Origin of the sequence: Facklamia sp. P12945 (assembly GCF_050409485.1) — a bacterium.
Taxonomy (GTDB): domain Bacteria; phylum Bacillota; class Bacilli; order Lactobacillales; family Aerococcaceae; genus Facklamia.
In genome coordinates, this window is sequence record NZ_JBNUPJ010000001.1 from 121,493 (window position 1) to 147,330 (window position 25,838).

Here is a 25,838-nt window from a genome sequence, read left to right on the forward strand (position 1 = left end):
TATTTTAGAGGGGAAGAATAGAAACTTATGAGTAAACGGACAGTTTCAATCTTGACATTCATCACCTTGTCAATCATGATAGCCTTATTAGCTGTTTTTATGAAAAGTCAGACAGCTTATAACTTGGCTCAAGAAGAAGCAATCGCTTTAGTGACATATGATTATGCGGTAGAAAAGGTTAATAATTTTTATTGGACCACCATTGATCAAGCAACCTTTGCTCTTGATTTTTTTGACGAGAATAATCAGCAACACTATGCTATTATTGAACGAGAAGGTGGAGACATTCATTACTATTCAGTGAACGAATTATTTACTGAAGAAGAAGCAAAATCCGTGACAGCTAGCCAAATTGAAGAGCCAAAGATTATGCAAGCTCGCTTAGGTCTTTATCAATCGGAACCTGTCTGGGAAATGACTTTAAAGAATGACAACAACACCATCACTTATTTTCTACTCTCTGCCAAGACCGGCAAGTGGATTCAAACCATATCAAACATATAAGTAGGAGGAAAATAAATGGAAACTATCACAATGAACCAAGCGGCATCACACTTAAACCAAAAAGTACAAATTAACGCTTGGTTAACAAACAAACGCTCTTCCGGTAAAATTGCCTTTTTACAACTACGTGACGGCAAGACTTACTTCCAAGGAATCGTCTTAAAAGCTGAAGTGGGAGATGAAGTATTCGATACTGTTAAGAGCTTGGGGCAGGAATCAAGTCTAAAACTAATCGGAACTGTTCAAGCTGACGACCGTTCTGCTTTAGGCTATGAACTTTTAGTTCATTCAGTGGAAGTGATCGGCGAAAGTCATGACTATCCAATTACACCTAAAGAACACGGGACAGACTTTTTAATGGATCACCGTCATTTATGGTTGCGTTCTAGTCGCCAGCATGCCATTATGCAAATTCGTAACGAAATTATCCGTGCAACTTATGAATTCTATAATGACCGTGGCTTCATTAAGATTGACCCACCCGTTCTAACTGGGTCAGCACCGGAAGGAACCACTGAACTGTTCCACACTAAGTATTTTGAAGAAGATGCTTATCTTTCTCAATCTGGTCAATTATATATGGAAGCAGCCGCTATGTCCTTTGGTAAAGTCTTCTCATTCGGACCAACTTTTAGAGCGGAAAAATCTAAAACTCGCCGTCACTTGATTGAGTTCTGGATGATGGAGCCTGAAATGGCCTTTACCGACCACGAACAAAGCTTAAAAGTCCAAGAAGAATATGTGGCTTACTTGGTACGTAATACGATTGACAACTGCAGCATGGCCTTGGAAACACTAGGACGTGATATTGATGTGCTTGAAAAGTATACTCAAGTTCCTTATCCACGTATTGAATACACTGAGGCCGTTCAATTATTAAAAGATAATGGTTTTGATGATATTGAGTGGGGCGATGATTTCGGTTCACCACACGAGACTTTTATTGCTAACCAACATGAACAACCAGTCTTCATTGTCAACTGGCCACGCTCTATCAAACCTTTCTATATGAAAGTCAATCCTGACAACCCAGAAACCGTTTTATGTGCCGATATGATAGCGCCAGAAGGTTATGGCGAGATTATTGGTGGTTCACAAAGGATCGACGATTATGAGACTTTAGCAGAGAATATTAAGGCCTTTAATTTAGATCCAGCCGTTTATGCCTGGTATCTCGATCTAAGAAAATATGGTAATGTGCCCTGTTCTGGTTTTGGTTTAGGTCTTGAAAGAGCTGTTGCTTGGATTTCTGGTATTGAACATATCCGTGAAACATCACCATTCCCACGTTTGTTAAACCGTCTCTACCCATAAAATGTAAGGAGTTGGACCAATGGCAAACTCAGTTTATGATTGGATGAAAACGGGTTACACCATGGTACCGAATCTTTTGATTGATCACTTTGGTCAACTAGGCCTTAATTCAAATGAATTTTTATTTATTACTTATCTCTTGAAGCAAATTAATCAGTCCCAATCTGCAGATACTATTATAAACTTATCCAATCAATTTGCTTGGGAGAGTGACCTTCTCTACGAAACACTCAATTCCTTGTTAGATAAGAACTATCTTAATATTGAATTAGTACCAGATGAAGAGGGTAAACAAACGGACCATTATACCTTGCGTCCCTTGTTTGATAAGTTAGATCAATTAGTGGCTGACCAAAAAACAAGTCAGACAGAAGCTCTGTCCAATAAACAAGTTCAAGCTGACCAGAAAGTTAAGGCCGGACAATTGATTCAAGTCTTTGAAGAAGCATTCGGCCGTTCACTTTCAAGTGTAGAATTAGAAACGCTCTACCAATGGATTCAAAAGGATGGTTATCAGCCAGATCTAGTCTATCAAGCACTTAAAGAAGCGGCTATTCGTCAAGTCTTTAATCTAAAGTATATTGACCGCATACTGCTGAATTGGCAAGAACAAAACATTCATACTGTAGATGAGGCTATAGTGGCAAGCAAGCAATACAACCACCGTAATCAAAGTATTCAATCAGAAAAACCCAATCAAACATCCAAATTTAAAATACCCATTTTAAAATGGCATAACAAGGACTAAAGAACCTGCCTAGCTGATCGGTGAGATTTATCGAACAGCTAGGCTTTATTTTGTACAAATAAAAGCTTCATCTTCCTATATAGGGAGGATGAAGCTTTTGAATAGGAGCCTAAATTTCTAAGGTCCGCCAATACTTTCGACAGTATTCAGTTTGTCTTCTGGATCAGATGGATTAGGATCTGGAGCCAGAGTCGTTTCGCTAATTTCTAAGGTGGTTTCTTCACTAGTAGTCGTTTCTTCGACAGATAAATCAAAGGTAATAATTAATTGATCAGAGGCAGAATGGCCATCGACAATGCGTAAGCCTAATTCATAATAGCCAGGAGCAGGTGCTGGAACTTTAAATTCAGTATCTGTTCCTGAATAGACGATTTCACCATTCAGTCTTAACTCAAAGCTAGCTTGAATGGTTAATGGTTCCCACTTGGCTTCAATTTCTTCAGTCTCTTCATTGTATTCCGCATCGAAACCACTTGGTGAAGCTAATACTTTATAAACAGGTGAAATCTGGGTCGGTTGACTACCTTTTACAAAGAGTTCATTTGACCGCATATTGGCAGGTGTTTGGGGACTTGGTTTTTGCAGTGGCTGGGTATATTTTTCAATTTCAGCCACTTCGACCGAGTCTGGTTTTTGCCAATCAGCTATCGGGACTTCTTGCATCAGATATTGAATCATCTGGCTGTAAATCAGCTGTGGAATAAGTGAATCCTGATAGCTCAATTGATTACCAGCCTTATAAGGATCATCATAGCCCACCCAAGTGGCAATGGCATATTGCGGTGTAAAACCAGCATACCAAGCATCGGGTGCAGCAAAACTTTGTGGATCAATGCCAATTTCCGTTCTTTGTTGGTCGGAATAGTTGGTTGTTCCGGTCTTACCAGCATGGTAGAGACCATTGACGCCTGCTTTTTCAGCAAAGGTTCCAGGAACACCCTTTAAGATATCCACTAACATATAAGCAGTAGAGTCTTTCATAGCTTGACGACTTTCCGCTTGAAATTCTTGAATGGTTCCTGCTTGAGTAACGACTTTGTTAACGGTATAGGGTTTATGATAGTTACCATAATTAGCAATAGTCGCATAGGCAGCCGATAATTGAATGGGCGTCATTTCACCCCCAATGGCATTGGATTCAACTAATTCGCGTTGGTTATTGTTCTTAATATTTATATCCATCTTTTGTAGGAAGGAATAAGACTTGTCTAAGCCCACTTCTTGTAAGAGTTTCAAGGCCGGGATATTACGTGAACCTACTAAGGCTTCTCTAAGTGTTTGTTTTCCCTTGTAGTCTCTATCATAATTATAAATTTCATCCCCCGAGGTATAAGTGTAAGGTTCATCAACGACCGTTTGGCCAGTTGAATAATTGAGGTATTCAATCGCTGGTCCATAATCGGCTAACGGTTTCATAGTGGAACCGATACTGCGGTTAAGGGTGGCTGTGCGGTTAAGTCCCATAGCCACTTCTTGGTTACGTCCACCGGATAGGGCGGTGAGCTGTCCATTATCGACATTGATGATAGAAACAGCTGTTTGCATTTCATCATTAGGGAAGAGATTGCCATTAGCATCTTGAACCGTTTGATAGAGATATTTTTGAGCGTCTATATCGAGATTGGTGTAAATTTCTAGACCATCCGTATAGACATTTAAGTTCATTTTATCTTGAACTTCTTGAGCGACGACATCGATATAAGCATCGACTATTAAGTCCATTTCACTAAGGGTATCATCATTTAAAGGAGACAGCATGGAAGCCACTGGAATAGCCACAGCTTCATCATATTGAGCTTGACTAATCATTTGACGTTTGAGCATGACCTGTAAGACGGTATCCCGACGCTCTTGGGCGACTTCAGGATAAAGATAGGGATCATACTGCGTAGGGGCTTGCGGTAATCCAGCCAAAAGAGCAGCTTCTGCTAGAGTCAGATCTTTTAAGTCTTTATCAAAGAAAGACCGAGCAGCTGTTTTAGCCCCATAAACATTGTTAGAATAAAACAATTTATTGAGATAGAGAGAGAGGATTTCTTCTTTGGAATATTCTTGCTCCAACTTCAAGGACAACCAAGCTTCTTGGGCCTTTCTTTCTAAGGTTTGATCTTCAAATTTAGTGGAAAAAACCGATAATTTGACCAGCTGTTGAGTAATGGTAGAACCACCTTGGCGAATGTCACCCGCTCTAAGGTTGGCTATGGCCGCCCCTACAATTCGGATAGGGTCAACTCCTTTGTGTTCCATAAAGCGCGCATCTTCAATGGCTAAGACCGCTTGTTTTAAGACTTCAGGGACTTGATCGGCTGTCATTAGATCGCGGTTCTTACCACCTAGGGTTTTGACCAAATTACCTCTATTATCAAAGACTTTAGAAGAGACTTGACCAGTTAAATCGTCTTGGTCAATCTCAGGGGCTGACATGGCATAATAAGTAAAGAGACCAGCACCAGCTATTAAAGTAAGTAGACCTAAAGACAGGCCTATTATGACAATGCGCTTGAACCAGGTCATGAAATTTGTTTTTGATCTCTTAGGGGGATGTTGTTGATGATATTTTTTTCTTTCTACGCGACTTCCTGTCACCATATTTATTCCTCGTTTCTATTAGAGACTTTTTATTTGGCTTCTTCTAAGTAGGCATCCAAGGCACTTAAATAATCGACTGAAATAGGAAATTTGCCTTGGGGACAAGCATAAGCATGGGCTTGAATAAAACTATAAGGGATGCTTTGCTTTTGGTTTTTTTGCAAGAAATTTTCTAGCAGGGGATAGGGAATCAGATAGATTGCATCGTGTACCCTAAAGTAGATCAACAAAAAGACGATGCCTCCTTGCTGGAAGCAAAGCTTCATATGTTCGATTTGATGGTCATGTAAATTGGATAAAGGGAAAGAGGTCTTGTTACGCGTTTCCTTAGTCTCAAAGTCAATATACCTGCCCAGATAGACACCGTTATAGTCAGTGGTAGAGGCCTGACGAAAATAGGCTTCAGTAATACGGGCGGCTGATCGTTTGGGGTAATCGACTTTGACAATCTGCACTGGTGTTGGCTTTTTATGAATGACCGCCAGTTGCCGGTTTAAATAATAAGCATTACTCTGATTGATCATTTCTTCAAAGGACATCCCTCGACTACCGTATTGTGTTTTTTGTTTGGATGTTATTTCTTTCCTTTTAAATTTAAAACGCGGACCTTGTCCTGCAGGATAATTAAACATGGACTCACTCCTCAATAAGTCTTATTATAGCGAATTTTTAGTCAGATACCTAGTTTCAATTCAGACTTATTCTAAGACCTAGTCTAACAACAAAAAATGAATTTTATTAGACTTTATTGGTAATATTGATTTGGTGTTTACAAAAGCAGGGAATTTCGTTAAAATGTATGGGTATGTAAATTATATACTAGTCTTGGAGGAAGAATAATTATGACAACTAAATTTGAAAAAAGCTCTATCAATGAAGGAGTTTTAACATTTGAAATTCCAGTAGAAGATATCAACAAAGGCTTAGATAAAGCTTACAATAAAGTACGTAAAAATATCTCTGTACCTGGATTTCGTAAAGGGAAAGTACCACGTCAAATCTTCAACAATGTTTATGGTGAAGCTTCATTATATGAAGAAGTATTAAACCAATTAATCCCAGGCGCCTATCAACAAGCTGTGGAAGAAGCAGAGATTGAAGCGGTTACTCAACCTGAAATTGATATTGAATCAATGGAAAAAGGGAAGCCATGGGTTATTACTGCCAAAGTTACCTTAAAACCAGAAGTTAAATTAGGTGAATACAAGGGCTTAACAGTAGAAAAACAAGACCGCCAGGTAAGCGATGAAGATGTAGAAAAGCGCTTAGAAGAAAAGCGTCAACAATTAGCAGAATTAGTTGTTAAAGAAGATGCAGCGGTTGAAGGCGATACTGTCGTAATCGACTATGAAGGTTTTCGCGACGGGGAACCATTCGAAGGGGGTAAAGGTGAAAACCATTCCTTAGAATTAGGTTCCAATTCATTCATTCCTGGCTTTGAAGATCAACTAGTAGGTGCTAAACCTGGTGATGATGTAGAAGTTAAAGTTACTTTTCCTGAAGAATACCATGCGGAGGAACTGGCTGGTCAAGACGCTATGTTCAAAGTGCGTGTTCACGAAGTAAAAGCAAAAGAATTACCAGAATTCGATGATGAATTTGCTAAAGATGCAGATGACGAAGTAGAAAGCTTGGACGAATTGCGTAATAAAGTACGTGTTCAATTAGAAGAAGAAAAAGAAAAGCAAGCTAAAGAGGTCATTGAAGATTTAGCATTACGTCAAGCGGTTGAAAATGCTGAAATCGTCGAAATGCCTGAAGCAATGGTTCACGAAGAAATCCACCGTCAAATGGATCACTTCTTAAACAACTTGAAGCGTCAAGGAATTAACGAAGATCTCTATTACCAAATTTCTGGTAGCACTCGTGAAGATCTCCATGAACAGTTTGCAGAAGAAGCAGACCTAAGAACTAAAACGAACTTAGTCTTAGAAGCAATCGTTGCAAAAGAAAAGATTGATGTCAATGAAGAAGAAGTTAATAAGGAAATTGAATTATTAGCCAGTCAATACGGAATGCCAACTGATCAAGTGAAACAATATGTGACTGAAGATATGTTGAAGTCTGATATTCGCTTGAAGAAAGCCATGAGCTTAATTGTTGACTCTGTTGAAGAAAAATAGGATACTAAAATAGAAGAAATAACAAAAGAGGGATCGCAACAGTCTGATTTTAAAGTGACTTTTGCGTCCCTTTTTAGTCTTATTTAAGTAAGTAAGACCAAAAAGGAGGAAACATGGGAAAGACTACAAATATCAATGATTATTACTGCTCGTTTTGTGGTAAATCACAAGATGAAGTCGATAAGATTATTGCTGGACCAGATGTTTTCATCTGTAACGAATGTGTTGATTTATGCCAATCAATCATTCAAGAAGAGATGCGCTTTGAAAAAGAGCAAGAACCAGTTAAAGTGTTAAAACCGCAAGAGATTGTTGATCAACTAAACCAATATGTGATTGGCCAAGATCAAGCTAAGAAATCTTTAGCCGTGGCAGTTTATAATCATTATAAGCGCATCAACTTTAAAGCCGTTGATGACGATGATGTCGAATTGCAAAAGTCTAATATCTGTATTATCGGTCCGACCGGTTCGGGTAAAACCTACTTAGCCCAGAGCTTGGCTCGCATTATAAATGTTCCTTTTGCCATAGCGGACGCTACCACCCTAACCGAAGCAGGTTATGTGGGGGAAGACGTTGAAAATATCTTACTGAAATTAGTACAAGCTGCTGATTATGATATTGAACGTGCTCAAAAAGGGATTATTTATGTGGATGAAATCGATAAGATTGCACGAAAATCTGAAAACACCTCGATTACCCGTGATGTTTCAGGCGAAGGTGTCCAACAAGCTCTACTTAAAATTTTAGAAGGAACGGTAGCCAATATCCCACCTAAAGGAGGGCGTAAGCACCCTAACCAAGATTATATTCAAATCGACACCTCGCAAATTCTCTTTATTGTAGGTGGAGCCTTTGCTGGCATTGAAACTACGATTAAAGAACGTTTAGGCTCTAAAGTAATTGGTTTTGGTACGGATACTCACCGACAACATAGTGATGAGAATATCATGCAATTAGCCAGTTCAGAAGACTTGCTTAAATTCGGCTTAATTCCCGAATTTATTGGACGATTGCCCATCTTAACGGTCTTGGATCAATTATCACAAGAAGATTTAGTCAGTATCTTAACCCAACCTAAGAACGCTTTGGTTAAACAATACCAACGTCTTTTAGAAATGGAAGATGTCAAACTAGAGTTTGAAGAAGCGGCCTTGGAAGAAATTGCTCACCAGGCTATTATTCGCGACACTGGAGCGCGTGGTTTAAGGTCAATCTTAGAAAACACTATGTTAGATATTATGTTTGAAGTACCACAAAGAGAAGATATTTCACGCATCAAGGTCACAAAAGACACGGTATTGGGCAAAAGTCGCGCCACTTATTATAATAAGAGTAATCGCAAGATAAGCAAATAAAAAATGGGGTAGACGAATGCACATTAAAGAAGCAAAATTTGTAATTTCAGCTGTTCAAGAGTCCCAAGCGCCACAAGATGAAGTGCCTGAGATTGCCCTTGCCGGGCGGTCAAATGTTGGCAAATCCAGTTTTATTAACAAGGTCCTCCAACGTAATAAGTTGGCCCGGACCTCTGGACAGCCTGGTAAGACCCAAACTTTAAACTTTTATTCGGTAAACGACGCTGCTTTTCGTGTCGTGGATGTGCCCGGTTATGGATACGCTCGGGTTTCCAAGCTAAATCGTAAAAATTGGGCCAAGATGAATTTGAATTTTCTACGGCAAAGAAGAAATCTTCGTTTATTAATCCTCTTGATGGATATTCGTCATGAGCCCACTCAATTAGACAAAGCAATGTATCAATTTGCCGAAGAATTAGACATTCCTTTTGCCATTTGTTTGACCAAGGCGGACAAAATCAAAAAAAGCCAATGGAATAAACATTTATCCCTCTATAAGAAAAGTTTAAATTTACCAACAACCGATGCGCTTTTCACTTTTTCATCGGTAACCGGAGAAGGTCGCGAAGATATTTTAGACTTGTTTGAAAGTTTATTAATGGATGAATAGGAGTCAATAAAGTGAAAAAGCTATGTTCTACTTATACCAAGAAGGAATTTTCATGGATTCTACAAGACTGGGCCAATTCTGCCTATTCTTTAATGATCACCACCGCTTTATTCCCTATATTTTATAAGAGTATTGCCACCAATGCGGGGGTCTCTGATGCTAATTCAACAGCCTATCTTGGTTATACCAATGCTATCGGGACGATCGCTGTCGCTATGATGGCTCCTTTTTTAGGGACTTTAGCAGATTTTCCTGGTTACCGTAAAAAATTATTTACCACTGCTACGCTCTTAGGTGTTTTCTCAGTGCTATCGATGATTTTGATTGGTCAAGTTTCTTGGCAGTGGCTATTGGTACTTTATGGCTTTTCAGCTGTCGGTTTTTCGACTGCTAATATTTTTTATGATGCTTCCTTGATGGATGTCACCAGTCGCGACCGTTTGGACTTAGTGTCCTCAGCCGGTTTTGGTTTTGGTTATATCGGAAGTGTGATTCCTTTCTTAATTTTTATGCTTTTACAATTTTCAGGTGGGTTAAAAGAGGGTGTAGTGGTTAATATCGGTTTTCTTTTAACGGCTGTTTGGTGGTTTGTTTTTACCATTCCTTATTGGAAAAATGTCGACCAGGTCTATATGGACCAACCAAAGCAGCCCCATATTATCGCTTCAACTTTAGCTTCTCTCAAAGAAACTCTAACGGAACTAACCAAAGACAAGGTGATTGTTTATTTCTTAATCGGCTATTTCTTCTACATAGACGGGGTAGGAACGATTATCAAAATGGCTACCTCCATCGGAAGTGACCAGGGCTTAACAGCTACTCAGTTAATTTTGATGTTGTTAGTGGTTCAAATAGTTGCCTTTCCGTGCTCGATTATTTATGGCATCTTAGCCAAACGCTGGGGAAGGCGCACTATGCTTTTTACAGGTATTGGGACCTACATTCTAATTTGTTTAATGGCCCTATCCTTATCCTCTTTTGTGGATTTTATGATCATCGCTATCTTAGTAGGTTCAGCTCAAGGTGGGATTCAATCTCTTAGTCGTTCTTATTTTGGTTCTATTATTCCACTGGAGAAAAACAACCAGCTTTTTGGTATTTATAATATTTTCGGTAAATTTTCATCAGTTTTAGGTACCACCATTCTGGGAATTATTACCCAACTAACGGGTGATTCGCTCAAAGGCTTGTTTGTAATTGTGATTCAATTTATGATGGGTGCCTTCCTACTGTGGAAAGCTAAAAAGCCAATTACTAAAGCTGTTTAAAACAAGCTTGAAATTTTATTAGAGGAGGCAGGCCATGGCCTATATACCGAATGAGGTGATTGATGCTATCAGGCAGTCGGTTAAAATCGAAGACGTTGTCAGTCAATATGTGCAACTGACTAAAAGGGGTCCAGGCTACTCTGCCTCTTGCCCTTTTCATGAAGACAATAACCCATCCTTTTCCATTCATACCGAAAAGCAAATCTTCAAATGCTTCTCTTGTGGTAGAGCGGGCAATGTCTTTGGTTTTATCCAGGAAATTGAATCGCTACCCTTTAAACAAGCGGTTATTAAGGTGGCAGAGTTTGCAGACTACCCTTTGGATTCAAGTTTATTAGCTGAAGATGATTATAGTCCAATTCCTCATCAAGATAAACAATTGTATGCGATCTATGAAAAAGCTAGTCAATTCTATCATTACTTTTTAACTGCTACAGAAAATGGTAATCAAGCTTATGCTTATTTAAGCGATCGTGGCTTAAAGAAGGAAACGATTAACGCCTTTGCTTTAGGGTTAGCGCCTGATAATTCTGAGCTCTTATGGACTTATTTAAAGGATCAGTCTTTCACTGAAGAAGAATTACTGACTTCGGGTATTTTTTACCAAGCTGAAAATAGTCCAGCCATTATCGACCGCTTTCGTGGACGGATTATCTTCCCTTTGAGATCGAATCAAGGAAAGGTTTTAGCCTTTTCTGGACGCCTCTATCAAGCAGGGGAATCTCGCAAGAGTAAGTATGTTAACTCGCCTGAAACCACTATTTTTCATAAGAGTCAGCTGGTTTATAATCTTGATTTGGCACGACCAGCCATTCGCAAGTTAAAACAAATTATAGTTTGTGAAGGTTTTATGGATGTGATTGCACTTTACGAAGCAGGATTCGAACAGGCAGTAGCTACCATGGGGACTAGCTTGACCCATGATCACTTGTCTTATTTGACCAAATTAGCCAATGAAATTCTCTTTGTATTTGATGGCGATGAAGCAGGGCAAAAAGCTACAGCTAAAGCCTTTGAATTGGGAAAAGATTTTCCCAAAGCCCAATTTAAATCAATCCTTTTACCTAGAGGGATGGACCCTGATGAGTGGTTGAAAGCCAGGGGAAAAGAATCCTTCCAAACACTTTTAAACCAAGCACAAACTTCCTTTAATTTTTTCAAAAATTATCACAAGCAATTCTTTCAAATGGATGATAAAGCTGCTGTGGCGGAATATATCGACCGTTTATTAGTTGATTTAAACAAAATCCAATCACCCGTCGAGAAACAATTGTATCTGGTGGAGCTTGCTGAAGAATTTCAAATAGCAGAAAGCTTCTTGCAAGAGCGAATGTTGCGCTTGAGTGGGGGTCAAAGAAAGACTGCTAAAAAGCAACCAGCTATCAACCATTATCAACCACCTCCGCAATTACAAAGTGATCAGCAGGCCTTAAAAGTAGATTCTTTTAAAGCCTTTCAAAGTGAAAAATTATGGTTAGGCTTTTTAATGTACTATCAAGAGGCTTGGAATTATTTAGAAAAATTAAATGAGCTGCCATTTCTCTACCATGACTTTTCACAAAAGGCCTTTCTAGCCTTGACGGATTACTATTATCAAGGCAACAAATTGCCTTTAACAGGAATAGTTGGTAATATTGAAGAGGTTCAAGTCAATAGTCTTTTAACGAATGTAATGTGGGATTTTGAACCGATTGGTTATCAAGATCAAGCGATGACCGACTGTTTAAATACCATCCAAATCGCCTTTTTAGAACAAGAAATAGAAGAATTAAAGACCCAATTTAAACAATATCACCAACAGCAAGAAGCCGATAAGGCAACCGAGGTGATTAATCGCTTAATGGTGTTGCAAAGAAAATTAAAGACAAAAGAATAGGGGGCTTACTTTATGGCAAAAGAAAAGAAAGACAATAAAGCAAGTAAAAATGAATTAAAGCTGACTTTAGACCAGGCCACTGAAAAGCTGATAAAAGAAAAGAAAATTCTCGGTCAAGTTCACTATGATGACTTGAGCAATCAATTAGCCATTCCATATAAATTAGATGCCAATGGCATTGATAAGCTCATTCAAAAGGTGGAAGACCAAGGGATTGCGGTAGTAGGTGATGATGGTGGACCAACCAAGCAACAAATGGTTAGAGCAGAAGACGTTAAACCAGAAGAAGTCCTAACAGCCGCCCAAAAAGCAGCCGCTTCAAAAATAAAGGTAGCAGATCCTGTTCGTATGTATTTAAAAGAAATTGGTCGTGTCGATCTATTAAATGCAGATGAAGAGGTCGAATTGGCCAAGCGTATCTTAGAAGGCGATGAATTAGCTAAGCAAGAACTGGCTGAAGCCAACCTTCGTTTAGTAGTATCGATTGCTAAGCGTTATGTGGGTCGTGGTATGTCCTTCTTAGACCTCATTCAAGAAGGGAATATGGGCTTGATGAAGGCGGTTGAAAAGTTTGACCATACTAAAGGGTTCAAATTCTCAACTTACGCTACTTGGTGGATTCGTCAAGCCATCACACGAGCCATTGCCGACCAGGCGCGAACCATTCGCATCCCGGTTCATATGGTGGAAACCATCAACAAATTAGTAAGAGTCCAAAGACAATTGTTACAAGACCTGGGTAGAGAACCGACGCCTGAAGAAATCGGAGCAGAAATGGATTTACCGACTGAAAAAGTACGTGATATCTTAAAAATTGCTCAAGAACCGGTCTCCTTGGAAACCCCCATTGGTGAAGAGGACGATTCGCACTTAGGTGATTTTATTGAAGACGAAGGCGCCTTAAGTCCAGAAGATCATACGGCTTCAGCCCTCTTAAGGGAACAGTTAGAAGATGTGTTGGATACCTTAACTGACCGTGAAGAAAATGTTCTACGCTTACGCTTCGGCTTGGATGATGGCAATATTCGCACCCTTGAACAAGTCGGTAAGGTTTTTGGTGTAACGCGTGAGCGTATTCGTCAAATCGAAGCTAAAGCTTTGAGAAAATTACGCCATCCTAGTCGGTCTAAACAATTAAAAGACTTTATCGAATAGAATAAGACAAGAAAAACTCCTTCATACGCTTAAGTGAGCGGAAGGAGTTTTTCGTGTTTAAGCCTTTACTTGCGAAAGCGCTTTAATCGTTTTATACTTAAGGTAGGCAAAAGGGGGAAGATTAATGGAAAGTTATTTATTAAAGAACGGTGTCAAGATTCCTAAAATTGGTTTTGGTACTTGGAAGTTAAAAGAAGGTGAAGAAGCCTATCAAAGTGTCCTTCATGCCTTAAAGGTAGGCTATCGTCACATTGATACTGCTCAAGTCTATGGCAATGAAGCCAGTGTCGGTCGAGCCATTAAAGATTCAGGTATTCCACGTGAAGAGATCTTTCTAACTACTAAAATTTGGAATGACAAGCATTCCTACAGTCTAGCCAAGCAAGCGGTGGAAGAATCCATGCAAAAGTTGCAAGTAGATTATTTAGACCTTTTGTTAATTCACTGGCCTAATCCCGTTCACTTACGCAAGGACAAGGCATGGATGCAAGCTAATCAAGAAGTTTGGCAGTTGATGGAAGAATTATATCAAGATGGAAAACTAAAAGCCATTGGGGTGTCCAATTTCATGGTTCATCACTTAGCTGCTTTACTAGCCTCTGTCAAGATAAAGCCCATGGTTAACCAAGTCTTACTCGCTCCGGGAACTACGCAAGAGAATTTAGTTAATTTTTGCCAACAACATGATATGGTTCTAGAAGCCTATAGTCCGCTAGGAAGTGGTAGTCTTTTTAAGCAAGTGCCAGTCGAAGAAATAGCAAAAAAATATAAGAAAAGTGTTGCGCAAGTTGCCCTAAGATGGTCGCTTGATAAAGGCTTTCTGCCCTTACCCAAATCAAAAACACCGGCTAATATCGAATCGAACCTAGACATTTTTGACTTTGAGCTAGAAGCAGAAGACCGCAAAAAGTTGGATCAATTAGAGGGGGTGAAAACACAAAGCGACCCTGATCAAGTTGACTTTTAAAATAGGATCTTTAAACAGATGACCCGGAAGCTTTAATAGCTTTCCGGCCTTTTTTATGATTGAGTGTGTCTAGCTGAATAATAAAAATTTATTAAATATTTACTTAAGTAAGCTATATATTATCGACAAATTGGTTTATAATAAGCGCATAATAGTGACTTTAAGAATGGAAGGAAGGATCAATTGACTTATCAATTATTATTATTTGATTTAGATAACACCTTATTTAATTTTAATCAAGCCCAAGACCAAGCCTTACTTGAATTCTTAAGCCAAGAAGGGGTTCCCCAGCAAGCTATTCCTCGTTTTATTGACTACTATGTTTTGCTCAATCATTCTTTATGGGACAAGTTAGAGTTAGGGTTAATTGATCGGCAAACACTAATTTCTAGTCGTTTTGCCTTATTATTTGATCACTTTGGTTATCAGCGGGACGGGGTAGAATTGGCTCAAGCCTATCAAAAGTGTATAGGCAGACAAGCCCAGCTAATTGAAGGTGCAAGAAGCTTCCTCGATGCTTGTCTTAAGGAGGGTAAGCGTCTGTTTGCCATTTCCAACGGTATTTCTGCTATTCAAAGGGCGCGCTTAGAACATGCAAAGTTGAATCCTTATTTTGAAGCAATTTTTATTTCAGAAGAGATTGGCCATGTGAAGCCTTCTAAAGGCTTTTTCGATTATGTCGCTGAAAATATAAGAGAATTCAATTCTAAAAGGACACTCGTTATTGGCGACTCCTTGAGTGCTGATATTCAAGGCGCCTTAAACGCAGGGATTGATTGTGTTTGGTTTAATCATTTGAATGAAAACAAACAGTCCCACTTACCGGCCAATTATGTGGTCGATAACTATAATGATTTAGCCAAAATCATCTACAGATAAAAAATAGGTAGTCTCAAAAATGCTTTTCTAGTATATAATAGACTTATGAAAGGGAGTATCGGATGAATATCGAAAGACTATCTCAACGACTGGAAAAAGTTGCGCAATATATCGTTCAATATGGTCAAGCGCCGATTCGGTTGGCAGATATCGGTAGTGATCACGCTTATTTACCATGTAATTTACTTAAAAACAAACAGATAGAATTTGCAGTGGCAGGTGAGGTAGTGGAAGGACCTTATTTATCGGCTGTGAAACAAGTCAATGAAAGTCAATTGCAAGATAAAATCATCGTCCGTCTTGGCGATGGCTTTGCGGCAGTTGAAGCCAGTGATGCCATTAATACAGCAGCTATCTGTGGTATGGGAGGTGGTTTGATTGTCTCCATCTTAGAAGCAGGTTATCATGCAGGAAAATTACCAAAACTCTTAGTCTTACAAGCTAACACAGCAGTTGCCAAAGTCAGAGCCTGGTTACAAGATCATTATTACCATATTCTTAACGAATGCTTTATTGATGAAAAGGGGCAATTTTATGAAGTAATGGTTGCTCAAAAGCAAGCAGAAAAAGCAATTTACACTGATAAAGAAATCATGTTTGGTCCCATACATTTGACTCAAAGGGGGCCAATCTTTGAAGATTACTGGCATAATGAATTAAACCACCACCATTTTATTCTTAATCAGTTGTTTCATGGAGTAGAATATGAGCAAATGGCCCAAGACCGCAAAAATAAGGTAGACATTATTCAAGCCGAAATAGATAAAATAGAGGAGGTGGTAGACTATGACAAAGCTCTTTTTTAAAGAGTTAATGGCTTATCTCGATCAAAAATATCCTGCGGCTTATGCCGAAGAGTGGGATAAGGTCGGCTTACACTTTGGCCATCCTGAACAAGCGATTAAAAAGGTGATGGTCGCTTTGGATATGCGACCACAAGTGGTTGAAGAGGCTATTGAAGAAGATGTAGATAGCTTGATTTTACACCATCCGCCCCTCTTCAAAGCAATCGAGCGTTTCGACCAGTCTAAGCCCCAGATAAAAATGTATCAAAGAGCCATTCAAGCAGGTATCAATGTCTTTGCCATGCACACCAATTATGACGCCGCCCCTGGTGGCATGAATGATATTTTGGCTCAAGCTATGAAGTTAACTGATATTAAACCCTTAATCGATCTAGAAGAAGGACAGGTAGCGATTGGCCGGATAGGCAACTTGCCTCGAGCTCTAACGCGCCATGAACTCTTTGCCTATGTCAAGCAAGTCTTCAAACGACCTGCTTTAACAGTGATTGAAAAAGTCCCGCAAGCCACTTATCAACGAGTTGCTATTGTAGGCGGAGCCGGAGCCAGCTTTATGGACCAGGTCGAAAAGGTCCAAGCCGATGTCTTTATTACCGGAGATATCAGCTTCCACACAGGGCATGATCTATATGAAAAGCCCTTTATGACTATTGATGCCAGTCATTATATTGAGCATTTATTTATTGAGGTCGAAGTGGCCAGAATAAAAGAAGCTATCGAACAAAAGGGTTGGGATCTTGAAGTGATTGCTTCCACAGTTTCCACTGATCCCTTTACTTATGAATAAAAAGGAGAATGATTATGGACTTATTTGAAAAAACTAAAGAACGTTTAATTCGTTACGCTAAGATTAATACTCGCTCGGATGAGAATTCAACCACCATTCCATCGACTGACATTCAATTTGACCTTTTAAATCTTTTGGTCGATGAATTAAAAGCAATCGGTATGGAAGAAGTGGTGTTAAATCCTGAAAATGCCTTTGTCACAGCTACTTTACCGGCTAATACTGATAAAGAAGTAGCCAGCATTGGTTTTATTGCTCACGTAGATACAGCCGACTTTAATTCTGAAAATGTGCAGCCACAAGTCTTTGAAAACTACGACGGTAAAGATCTGCACTTGAGTGAAGATTGGGTAATGAGGGTCAGTGAATTTCCTAATCTACCACCTTATAAAGGTCAAACCCTCATTACCACTGATGGAACTACTCTGTTAGGGGCTGATGATAAGTCCGGTATTGCTGAGATTGTGACCGCTATGGAGTACTTAATCCAACATCCAGAAATCAAACACGGTAAAATCCGTGTAGCCTTTGGTCCGGATGAAGAAATTGGACGTGGAGCAGATCACTTTGATGCAGAAGGTTTTGCGACAGACTTTGCTTATACCATGGATGGCGGACCGGTTGGCGAGTTAGAATATGAATCCTTTAACGCGGCTCAAGCAGTATTGAAAATTCGTGGTAAAAATATACACCCAGGAACTGCTAAAGGCAAAATGATTAATGCCACAACCATTATGAATCTCTTCATGTCTGATCTTCCACAAGCAGAAGTACCAGAGCAAACTTCTGGCCGCGAAGGTTTCTATCATGTCTTAAGTGTAGAAGGGACGGTCGATGAAGCAGAATTAGTGCTAATTATTCGTGACTTCAACCGTGATCTTTTTGAAAAGCGTAAAGCCAAGGTGGAAGAAATCGTTGCTAACATCAACAAAGAATATGCTGAACCACCTATCACTTTGGAAATGAAAGACCAATATTACAACATGGCTGAAATCATTGAAAAGGATATGACACCGGTTGACCTAGCCCAAGCAGCCATGGAAGCTTTAGATATTCCTGTTAACATTGTGCCTATCCGTGGTGGAACCGACGGTTCGAAGATTTCCTTCATGGGGATTCCAACCCCAAATATCTTTGCCGGTGGCGAAAACATGCACGGACGCTTTGAATTCGTGGCAGTTGAATCCATGGTTAAGGCGACAGAAGTAATTATCAAAATTGCGGAATTAAATGCCCAATAAGCAAAAGTTAAATAATAATTACAGGCTGGAGCAGGGATCCAGCCTGTTCTTCTACCTAAAGGAGGAGATAGCGTGACGATTCAATTTGTTACCGGCGACTTGAGTCAAAATAAAAAAAGCCTTCTTATTCAAGCCATCATGGACCAATTGAAAGAAACACCTGACTTAAAAGTCTATTATATCGTGCCAGAACACTTGAAATTTGAAATGGAAAAGTTTGTCTTAGAAGAAATCCGTGACCATCAAGTGGACCAAGCCAGCTCTATTTTTAATTTGCAGGTGGCTTCTTTTTCACGCTTAAACTGGTTCTTGATGAAAGATCAAAAGCCCAGTCATGAGATTAGTGACTTAGGTCTGTCGATGATTGTACGGCAAGTCTTAAGCCAATACCGGGAAAACTTAGTGGTTTACCAAAAGCAGGCTCACTATCAAGGTTTTATCGAAGACTTAGTCGTTCTTTTTAAAGAATTTATCGAAGGCAATATTCAAGTGGAAGATTTGCAAGTTGAGCCAGCGCAAGATTTTACTTGGATGGATTTGGAAATAGAAAAGCAAAAAGAATTACAAATGCTTTATCAAGCCTTTCTAAAGGCACTGAGTGATTTTCGGATTGATAATTTTGCCAAGCAGGAAGACTTGATGGACTATATCAACCATCAAAATTTAAATAAGTATCTCTTTGTAATGGACCACTACTATTACTTTAATAGCCAGGAAATGCAATTACTTTTAAGTTTGGCTAAGCATGCTTGTAAAGTTAAGATTGTCTTACCCATCAAGAGCGCTGAATTAAGGGCTAATCAAGCCTTGATGACTACCGCTTTACCTTATGCAACCTACTACCGCATTCGCAGTTTAGCTCAGCAGATGGGACTAGCGATTGAACCCGATTGGGAAATTAAAGACCAGGCTTTTAACTACCAAGATTCGATTTTGAGCTTAGCGCAAGCCTTTAAAGCCCAACAAGACTTACTGCCATCAGCTACCCACCAAAGAGCTGATAGGGACTTTAACAGCCACCGCTTTTTACAATTTGATTCCATCCAGAGTGAATTACGGTATGTCTCCAACCGCATTCATTATCTGGTTACAAAAAAAGGCTACCGTTATAAAGACATTCAAGTCTACACCCGAGATTTAGAAGCCTATCAATCCATGATTGCTCCGATTCTAGCGGCCAATCAAATTCCTTATTTCTTTGACCATGCTAAGGCTATGACCGACCATCCACTTTTTACCCTTATCCAACATCTCATTCGCCTGGACCGCTATAACTGGCGACTGATTGATATTTTAGAAGTTTTAAAATCTCCTTTGGTAAGGCTGGGGCAGTTTCATTCGGCTTTTGCTGAATTAGCTGACCAAGACTTAGAGCGCTTGGTCTATTCCTTTGAGAATTATTTAATAGCCTATCAGTATGAGGGTTATCGCTTTGCTAACCTATCCTATGACTGGCTCTTTATGACGGAAGATGTTTTTTTTCATTCAGCTGAAGGACAGGTCTATGATTTTACACTGGCTGAGGCTTTTAGCTGGATTAGGACCTATCTGGTTGAACACTTTGGATTTAATAAAAAAGCCCTAAAAAGCAGCAAAGGCCAGAATGGATTAGCCGCTAGCTTCTATCAAAAATTAGAAGCAATCGGCATCAGGCAAGCTCTTATGGATTTAAGGGACCGAGCACTTCAAAAGGGTCAGATTGAACAATCGCGCCAAGATGAACAAGTTTGGCAGGTATTGGTCAATAGTCTCGATGAATACCACCAAATCTATGGGCAAGCAGATTTAGACCTAGCCACCTTCTTTGAAATCCTAGAAGCTGGTCTTTCAGCAGCGACCTATCATATCATTCCACCTACTTTGGACCAAGTGATGATTTCAAATATTGTGTCCCCTCAAGTTCAACCTTGTAAAATTGCCTTTGTGATTGGTATGGATCAAAAAGCCTTGCCAGCTAAACAGGCTAGGGATAGTTTGTTGACCCCCAGTCATCGCCAAGCTATCAATCAAGAACTTTTAGCCCATCAATATTTATCCGATCAGGAACATCAAGGGTATCAAATGGAATACTTATTAGCTTATCAAGTCTTACTGTTAGCGACGGATCAATTGATTATTTCCTATGCCATTCATCAAGGCGACCAAGTCCGTAACTTTTCACCATGGTTGCAACAAGCGGCAGACATCGCCAATCTTAAACTGATTCACCAAGCTGACTATAGTAGGGATCTAACTTTAGAAACGCCTTTAAGACTAGCCGATTTTGGACGGTATGCCAGTAACAAGGCCCCTATTTTATATCAGATCCATCAAGACTTTATGCAGGGTAAAAGCCCTCAGCCCGCTTTCTTAGAGTTATTGAAGTTGATGGTAGATTATGAAAGGCAAAACAAAGCAAGCCTTAAAGCAAGTGGCATCGTCGACTTAATTATTCAAACCTTTTATTTTAATGACCTACCGGATAAGATTGATAGCGATTTAGCCTTAGCACTCTTCGGTCGCAACTTATCACTATCGGTGTCTCGGATTGAACAGTTTTTTGCTGACCCTTATTCCCACTTTTTACGCTATGGATTACGATTGAAGGAAAGAGAGCGTTTTGAAGTGGATGCTGCGCTTTCAGGTGACTACTTCCACCAGGCCTTAGACCAGTTCAATCAATTGGTACAAGCCCAAGGGAAATCTTTAGCTGACTTGTCAGAAGAAGAAGTTAAGGACTTATTAGGTGGAGTGATTGACGCTTTAAACCAAGATCCTAATTACCAAGTGCTCAGCAAACATCCGCGGATGCAGGCGATTCATCATCTATTAAATCAACGCCTGCTTTATTTTGTTCAATTAATGCAAGAACAAAACAATTTGACCCATTACCAACCCTTAGCCTCAGAATTAGTCTTTGGCACAGGGGGCAATAGTCAAGTGGCTGGCTTTGAATACCCATTGGCTGCGGGAGGATTGCTAAGCATAAGAGGGAAGATCGACCGTTTAGATCGTATTCAAAAAGGTCAGCAGAAACTGTTACAAGTGGTCGATTATAAGTCAGGTAAAAAAGACTTTGACTTAGTGGATGCTTATTATGGCTTAGACTTACAATTATTAACTTATTTAGCAGTAGCTTTGAAAAATTATCCTGATTACCAGCCTCTGGGTGCTTTTTACCAGCATCTTTTACCAAGTTTTTATAAAGCGGACAAACATTATGCCCAAGGAGAAGTTGATCAACAGACTAAGACGCTTTTAAGTCAACGAACATTGAGAGGGTTTGTAACCATTGAGGCGGATGACTTACAAATAGTTGAATCCTTTGATCACCAAGCTAGTAAAAGTCGCATTTATCCGGTGACTTATACCAAGACGGGCTATCATGCTAGAAGTCCTTTCTTTACTAAAGAAGAAGTCGATTTACTCTTAGATTATACGCATTATCAATTCCAACAAGCAGCTGAGGCTATTCAAAGTGGTGATATTGCCTTAGCTCCTTTTTACGAAAATCCTTATACCCTCTCCTTAAATGCTCAATACCGAGTGATTACAGGCTTCGATGGAACACAATCCTTCCACCGTTATCGCCATAAGCAAGTCAATAAAAAAGAAGTTTTGGCTCATATGAAGGAAAAATTACTTAACAAAGCAGCAAGCGAAGGAGGCGATCATCATAGAAACCCTACCGATTAAACCGGATAATAGTAAATTTAACAACGAACAATGGCAGGCTATTCATCAAAGGGGAAATAATATCTTAGTCGCTGCGTCAGCGGGTTCAGGTAAGACCACGGTCTTAATCGAACGGATTATGAATCATCTACTGACACGTTATGCCGAATTGAAAGAAGTCTTAGTCGTGACCTTTACTGAGTCTGCGGCCAATGAGATGAAAGAACGAATGGAGAAACGGTTAAAATCAGCGGTGAACCAATCGCTAGACGGGGAAGAAAAGCGATACTTGCTTAGTCAAATTAATCAGCTGCCTAGTGCCCACATCCAAACACTTCATTCATTTTGTTTATTTGTGATTCAAAACTTCTTCTATCTGGAAGCTATTAATCCAGCCTTCAACCTCTTAAGTGATGAAAGTCAAAAGCAAGTCATGGTGGAAGAAGTCTGGGACAAGCTTATTGATCAAATTAGTCAAGCCGATTCTCAACTGGCAGTCACACAAGCCGATTATCAAGACCTATTAATTCGTTTAACCAGTGGTCGTGATGATCAAGCCTTGCGTTCAATTGTTTTAGATATTTATGAGTTTGCCCGCGCCAATCCGGAACCCTTAATCTGGTTGGACCAAATGGTGGCTGAGACCGATGGTTTGGAAAGCTTTTGGAAGAGTGAACTCTATCAAGAAAGTCTAAAAATCCAACTTCAAGCACAGTTAAAGCTTGCTGATCGTTCTTATCAAGATGGCTTGAGTCTCTTAGCTTCTTGTTCAAGGCCGACGCTAGATAAGTTTGAACCAGTATTATCTGCAGAAGGGCAGCGCGTGGTCGAACTAACAGAAGCTTTCTTAGAAAACGATATGGCCCACTTTAGTCAACTTTTAGATAACCTAAGCTTTAGCCGTTGGCCGAGTTCAAGAGGAAAAGCCCATGAAGAAGACTTAGAAACACTGCAAATAATTAAGCAATACCGTCAGGCTAGTAAGGATACTTTAGTTAAGATTCAGTCTTACTTTCCTTATCCTTACCAAACTATGCAGGAAGTCGAAGCGGCGATTCAACCCTACTTAAGAAAATTAAGCGATCTAAGTAAATTATTTTACCAAGCCATGCAAGACTATAAATTTCAAGAAGGGTGGATTGATTATTCAGATCTTGAGCACTTAACCTTGCAGATTTTAGCGCCTTATAATGCTCAATTAGGTAAACGTAAGCCATCGGCGGCAGCTGAATATTTTCAAGCCCTCTTTGAAGAAGTCTTAGTGGATGAGTATCAAGACATTAACGAAATCCAAGCAGCCATCTTATCCTACTTATCACGTGAAAGGGTGGAAGCGACCAAAGGCAATCTCTTTATGGTAGGAGATGTCAAACAGTCTATCTATGGCTTTCGGATGGCAGAACCATCCCTATTCCTCCAAAAATACCGTACTTACCAAACCAGTGACCAAGGTCACTTGATTATCTTGGATAAGAATTACCGCTCAAGGGACCAAGTCCTTAACTTTACCAATTATCTGTTTGAACGCTTGATGGATGAATCCTTTGGAGAAATGACCTATGGTAAAAATGAGCGTTTGATGACCGGCAACCAGGACTTCACAGTTGCAAAGGAAATAGACCACTATGCCATTGAATTGCTCTTACATAGCAAGGAACGCTCAGACGAAGAAGATCAAATGCAAGCAGATCGTCCTGATTTATTAATAGACAAGGGAATTGATTACCAAGCCCATCTAATTGCTCAAGATATCCAAGCCAAGTTGCGCGCAGGCTATCAAATCTATGATAAAGAATTGGGTAAGGATCGTTTGATGACCTTTAAGGATATTGTGGTGCTAAGTTCTACCAAATCCAGCTTTGCCAATTTGCAGGCAGCCTTCAGCCATTACCAGCTACCTTTTACTTCACAAGCCATTGAGACCTATTTCCAGCGACAAGAGATTCAGTTAATTTTAGCCCTCTTAAAATTAATCGATAATCCCATGCAGGATATTCCTCTGGTCGCTATTCTCAAGTCTTTCTTTGTAGGCTTGAGTGACAATGACTTAGCCTTGATTCGGGTTAATCATCCACAAGCTTCCTTCTATCAAGCGGTAGAAGGCTTATTGAGGCAAGCATTTGAAAAGGATCATCCATTATTAGCCATACAAAAGAAAGTGCAAAACTTTTTTACCCAACTTGCAAAATGGCGTGACTTTGCTGGCCACCAGGCTATTGATGAAGTCATCTGGCAAATCTATCTAGACACTTCCTTCTTAGACTATGTGGTGGGCTTAGAGATGGGGCGCCAACGTCAGCTTAATCTTCATGCTTTTTATCAAAAAGCTCAAACCATTAATCAAGGTTTAGGAGGCAGTTTAGCAAGTTTTATCCACTATATTGAGACTCTTTTAGAACAAGACAAAGACTTGGCAGAACCCCTACAATTAGACAAGGATCAAAATATGGTGCGGGCTATGACCATTCATGCTTCTAAGGGGAGTGAGTTCCCGGTTGTCTATTTAATTAACAGTAATCACCGCTTTAATTTAATGGATAGCCAAAAAGCTATTGTGGCGACCAAGCATTATGGAGTGGGTATGAACCACTACCAAACGGATGACTTTGTCTATTATCAATCCATCAGTAAAACCTCGCGACAAATGCTCCTAGATCAAGCAGCAAAAGCCGAAGAATTAAGGGTACTCTATGTAGCTTTGACGCGAACCGAGCAGAAATTAATGATAGTGGGTTCGATTGAGAGTAGGGAAAAATGGCAAGAAAAGGGCGACCATTATCAGATGATGACTGACCCTGACAGCTTGCAAGTGGCCCTAGAACTCAGATCACAAGCTAATAGTTTCTTGGATTGGATTCATCAGGCAACTTCCCTCGCTCAAAGAAACCATCAATCACTCGCTACAATTACTGCTCAAGACTTTATCACACGTATCTATACTGAAGACCAAATTCAAGCCAATGTACCTAGCGTGACGGCTAGCCATCCAATAGCCAGCCCGCCGGCCTGGTTGAAGGCGCTACAAAAGGGCGAAGCTTTCGATCAACCCAAGCACAAGCATGAGAGGATCAACCAGCTTGAAGAATTGCTAACTGCCCAATACCCTTATCAATTAGCCAGTCAGACAGCTGCCTATCAATCTGTTTCGGAATTAAAACGTTTGTTCGAAGAACCACCGCATCCAGCTCTTTCTTTTTATGCAGACCGGCGGAAGGAATCTATGCATGAGCTAGATGCATCCATTGATATAGATCAAGGGAATCAAGGCATTCAAGGGATTCGCTATACGCAAGATACCTTTGAAGCCCCAAGCTTTATGCAGTCCAAAACGCTTGATGCAGCTCGGATAGGAACTTTGAACCACTATCTGATGGAGCAGGTGGACTTTGGTCCCTTTAAATTAGCTGACCCAGCCGATTATAATCAGATCTTACAAGACCAGATCCAATCGATGATTGAGCGAGGTTTGATGGAAGCAGAAGATCGGCCACATCTGTACCTGGAAACAATTCTTAACTTCCTCCGAAGTCCGATCGGCCAACAAATGATAGAAAACAGCGATCAACTTAAACGGGAACAAGCTTTTTCTTACCTGGTACCGGCTAAGGACTTGTTCGCCAATCTGACTGAGAGCAAGCAAAGTATGCAGATGGAGCAAGATTCGATTCTGGTTCACGGGGTAATTGATAGCTATTATGTGATACCTAATCAAGGTTTTGTCTTGATTGACTTCAAGACGGACCGCTACCGTCCGCATCTGAGTCAATCCAAACAAGAACAATTGGAAGGGTTAAAAGACAAGTATCGCTACCAGTTGAAACTTTACAAGGACGCCTTAGCTAGCCACCTTAAACTACCTAATATCGGTACTTATATCGTGGCCTTAGGCTTCGACCAGGTGGTTGCGATGGATGAACAGATGAATCAGTAATCGTTTTATTAAGCATTCGCAAAAGAAGCAT

General features: G+C 39.9%; 18 protein-coding genes. 16 read left to right on the top strand and 2 right to left on the bottom strand.

What is annotated here, in order from left to right; translation table 11 throughout:
* The first annotated feature begins 27 nt into the window (after positions 1 to 27).
* Genes ACQV2X_RS00545 through ACQV2X_RS00555 form a run of 3 tightly spaced genes read left to right on the top strand, consistent with a single transcriptional unit; the run spans position 28 to position 2,566 of the window.
* Positions 28 to 504, top strand: coding sequence for a hypothetical protein (locus tag ACQV2X_RS00545; protein ID WP_428873705.1), 477 nt, complete (start codon positions 28 to 30; stop codon positions 502 to 504).
* A gap of 15 nt (positions 505 to 519) precedes the next feature.
* Complete coding sequence (gene asnS, locus ACQV2X_RS00550) at positions 520 to 1,818, top strand: asparagine--tRNA ligase (protein WP_428874784.1); 1,299 nt, start codon at positions 520 to 522, stop codon at positions 1,816 to 1,818.
* Between the two features lie 19 nt (positions 1,819 to 1,837).
* A complete protein-coding gene (locus tag ACQV2X_RS00555; protein ID WP_428875889.1) occupies positions 1,838 to 2,566 on the top strand; it encodes a DnaD domain-containing protein in 729 nt (242 codons plus the stop codon).
* Between the two features lie 117 nt (positions 2,567 to 2,683).
* Here the strand turns inward: ACQV2X_RS00555 and ACQV2X_RS00560 are convergent, their stop codons facing one another.
* Both ACQV2X_RS00560 and recU read right to left on the bottom strand, forming a co-directional pair.
* The gene (locus ACQV2X_RS00560) at positions 2,684 to 5,155 is read right to left on the bottom strand and encodes a transglycosylase domain-containing protein (protein WP_428892005.1); all 2,472 of its coding nucleotides are present in this window, start codon (positions 5,153 to 5,155) and stop codon (positions 2,684 to 2,686) included.
* Positions 5,156 to 5,184: 29 nt separating this feature from the next.
* Positions 5,185 to 5,787: a Holliday junction resolvase RecU gene (gene recU, locus ACQV2X_RS00565; protein ID WP_428875887.1), complete on the bottom strand. Its 603-nt coding sequence runs from the start codon at positions 5,785 to 5,787 to the stop codon at positions 5,185 to 5,187.
* Positions 5,788 to 5,997: 210 nt separating this feature from the next.
* Here recU and tig point away from each other — a divergent pair, with 210 nt between their 5' ends.
* The 13 genes from tig to addA all read left to right on the top strand — a co-directional run bounded on the left by tig (position 5,998) and on the right by addA (position 25,807).
* Complete coding sequence (tig, locus tag ACQV2X_RS00570) at positions 5,998 to 7,278, top strand: trigger factor (RefSeq protein ID WP_428884808.1); 1,281 nt, start codon at positions 5,998 to 6,000, stop codon at positions 7,276 to 7,278.
* A 113-nt stretch (positions 7,279 to 7,391) separates the two neighbouring features.
* On the top strand, positions 7,392 to 8,636 hold the full coding sequence (gene clpX, locus ACQV2X_RS00575) for an ATP-dependent Clp protease ATP-binding subunit ClpX (protein WP_428873630.1): 1,245 nt from the start codon (positions 7,392 to 7,394) through the stop codon (positions 8,634 to 8,636).
* Between the two features lie 16 nt (positions 8,637 to 8,652).
* Positions 8,653 to 9,246, top strand: coding sequence for a ribosome biogenesis GTP-binding protein YihA/YsxC (gene yihA, locus ACQV2X_RS00580; protein ID WP_428873631.1), 594 nt, complete (start codon positions 8,653 to 8,655; stop codon positions 9,244 to 9,246).
* Positions 9,247 to 9,257: 11 nt separating this feature from the next.
* Positions 9,258 to 10,514 (top strand): MFS transporter, encoded by a 1,257-nt coding sequence (locus ACQV2X_RS00585; RefSeq protein ID WP_428873632.1) that lies wholly within the window; start codon positions 9,258 to 9,260, stop codon positions 10,512 to 10,514.
* 34 nt (positions 10,515 to 10,548) lie between these two features.
* Positions 10,549 to 12,390 carry a DNA primase gene (gene dnaG, locus ACQV2X_RS00590; RefSeq protein ID WP_428894157.1) on the top strand — a complete coding sequence of 614 codons (1,842 nt, stop codon included), beginning with the start codon at positions 10,549 to 10,551 and terminating at the stop codon, positions 12,388 to 12,390.
* Positions 12,391 to 12,402: 12 nt separating this feature from the next.
* Entirely contained in the window at positions 12,403 to 13,545 is a 1,143-nt protein-coding gene (gene rpoD / locus ACQV2X_RS00595) for an RNA polymerase sigma factor RpoD (RefSeq protein WP_428873634.1), read from the top strand.
* 124 nt (positions 13,546 to 13,669) lie between these two features.
* The gene (locus ACQV2X_RS00600; RefSeq protein WP_428892007.1) at positions 13,670 to 14,512 is read left to right on the top strand and encodes an aldo/keto reductase; all 843 of its coding nucleotides are present in this window, start codon (positions 13,670 to 13,672) and stop codon (positions 14,510 to 14,512) included.
* Between the two features lie 183 nt (positions 14,513 to 14,695).
* Entirely contained in the window at positions 14,696 to 15,391 is a 696-nt protein-coding gene (locus ACQV2X_RS00605; RefSeq protein WP_428894158.1) for a YjjG family noncanonical pyrimidine nucleotidase, read from the top strand.
* A 62-nt stretch (positions 15,392 to 15,453) separates the two neighbouring features.
* Positions 15,454 to 16,197, top strand: a complete 744-nt coding sequence (locus ACQV2X_RS00610) for a tRNA (adenine(22)-N(1))-methyltransferase (RefSeq protein WP_428873637.1) — start codon at positions 15,454 to 15,456, stop codon at positions 16,195 to 16,197.
* Positions 16,178 to 16,981, top strand: a complete 804-nt coding sequence (locus ACQV2X_RS00615) for a Nif3-like dinuclear metal center hexameric protein (protein WP_428873638.1) — start codon at positions 16,178 to 16,180, stop codon at positions 16,979 to 16,981. The genes ACQV2X_RS00610 and ACQV2X_RS00615 overlap by 20 nt, the downstream gene beginning before the upstream one ends.
* A 14-nt stretch (positions 16,982 to 16,995) precedes the next feature.
* Complete coding sequence (pepT, locus tag ACQV2X_RS00620) at positions 16,996 to 18,222, top strand: peptidase T (RefSeq protein WP_428873639.1); 1,227 nt, start codon at positions 16,996 to 16,998, stop codon at positions 18,220 to 18,222.
* A gap of 72 nt (positions 18,223 to 18,294) precedes the next feature.
* Positions 18,295 to 21,897, top strand: a complete 3,603-nt coding sequence (locus ACQV2X_RS00625) for a PD-(D/E)XK nuclease family protein (RefSeq protein WP_428894159.1) — start codon at positions 18,295 to 18,297, stop codon at positions 21,895 to 21,897.
* Entirely contained in the window at positions 21,893 to 25,807 is a 3,915-nt protein-coding gene (gene addA, locus ACQV2X_RS00630) for a helicase-exonuclease AddAB subunit AddA (RefSeq protein ID WP_428894172.1), read from the top strand. The genes ACQV2X_RS00625 and addA overlap by 5 nt, the downstream gene beginning before the upstream one ends.
* Positions 25,808 to 25,838 lie beyond the last annotated feature (31 nt).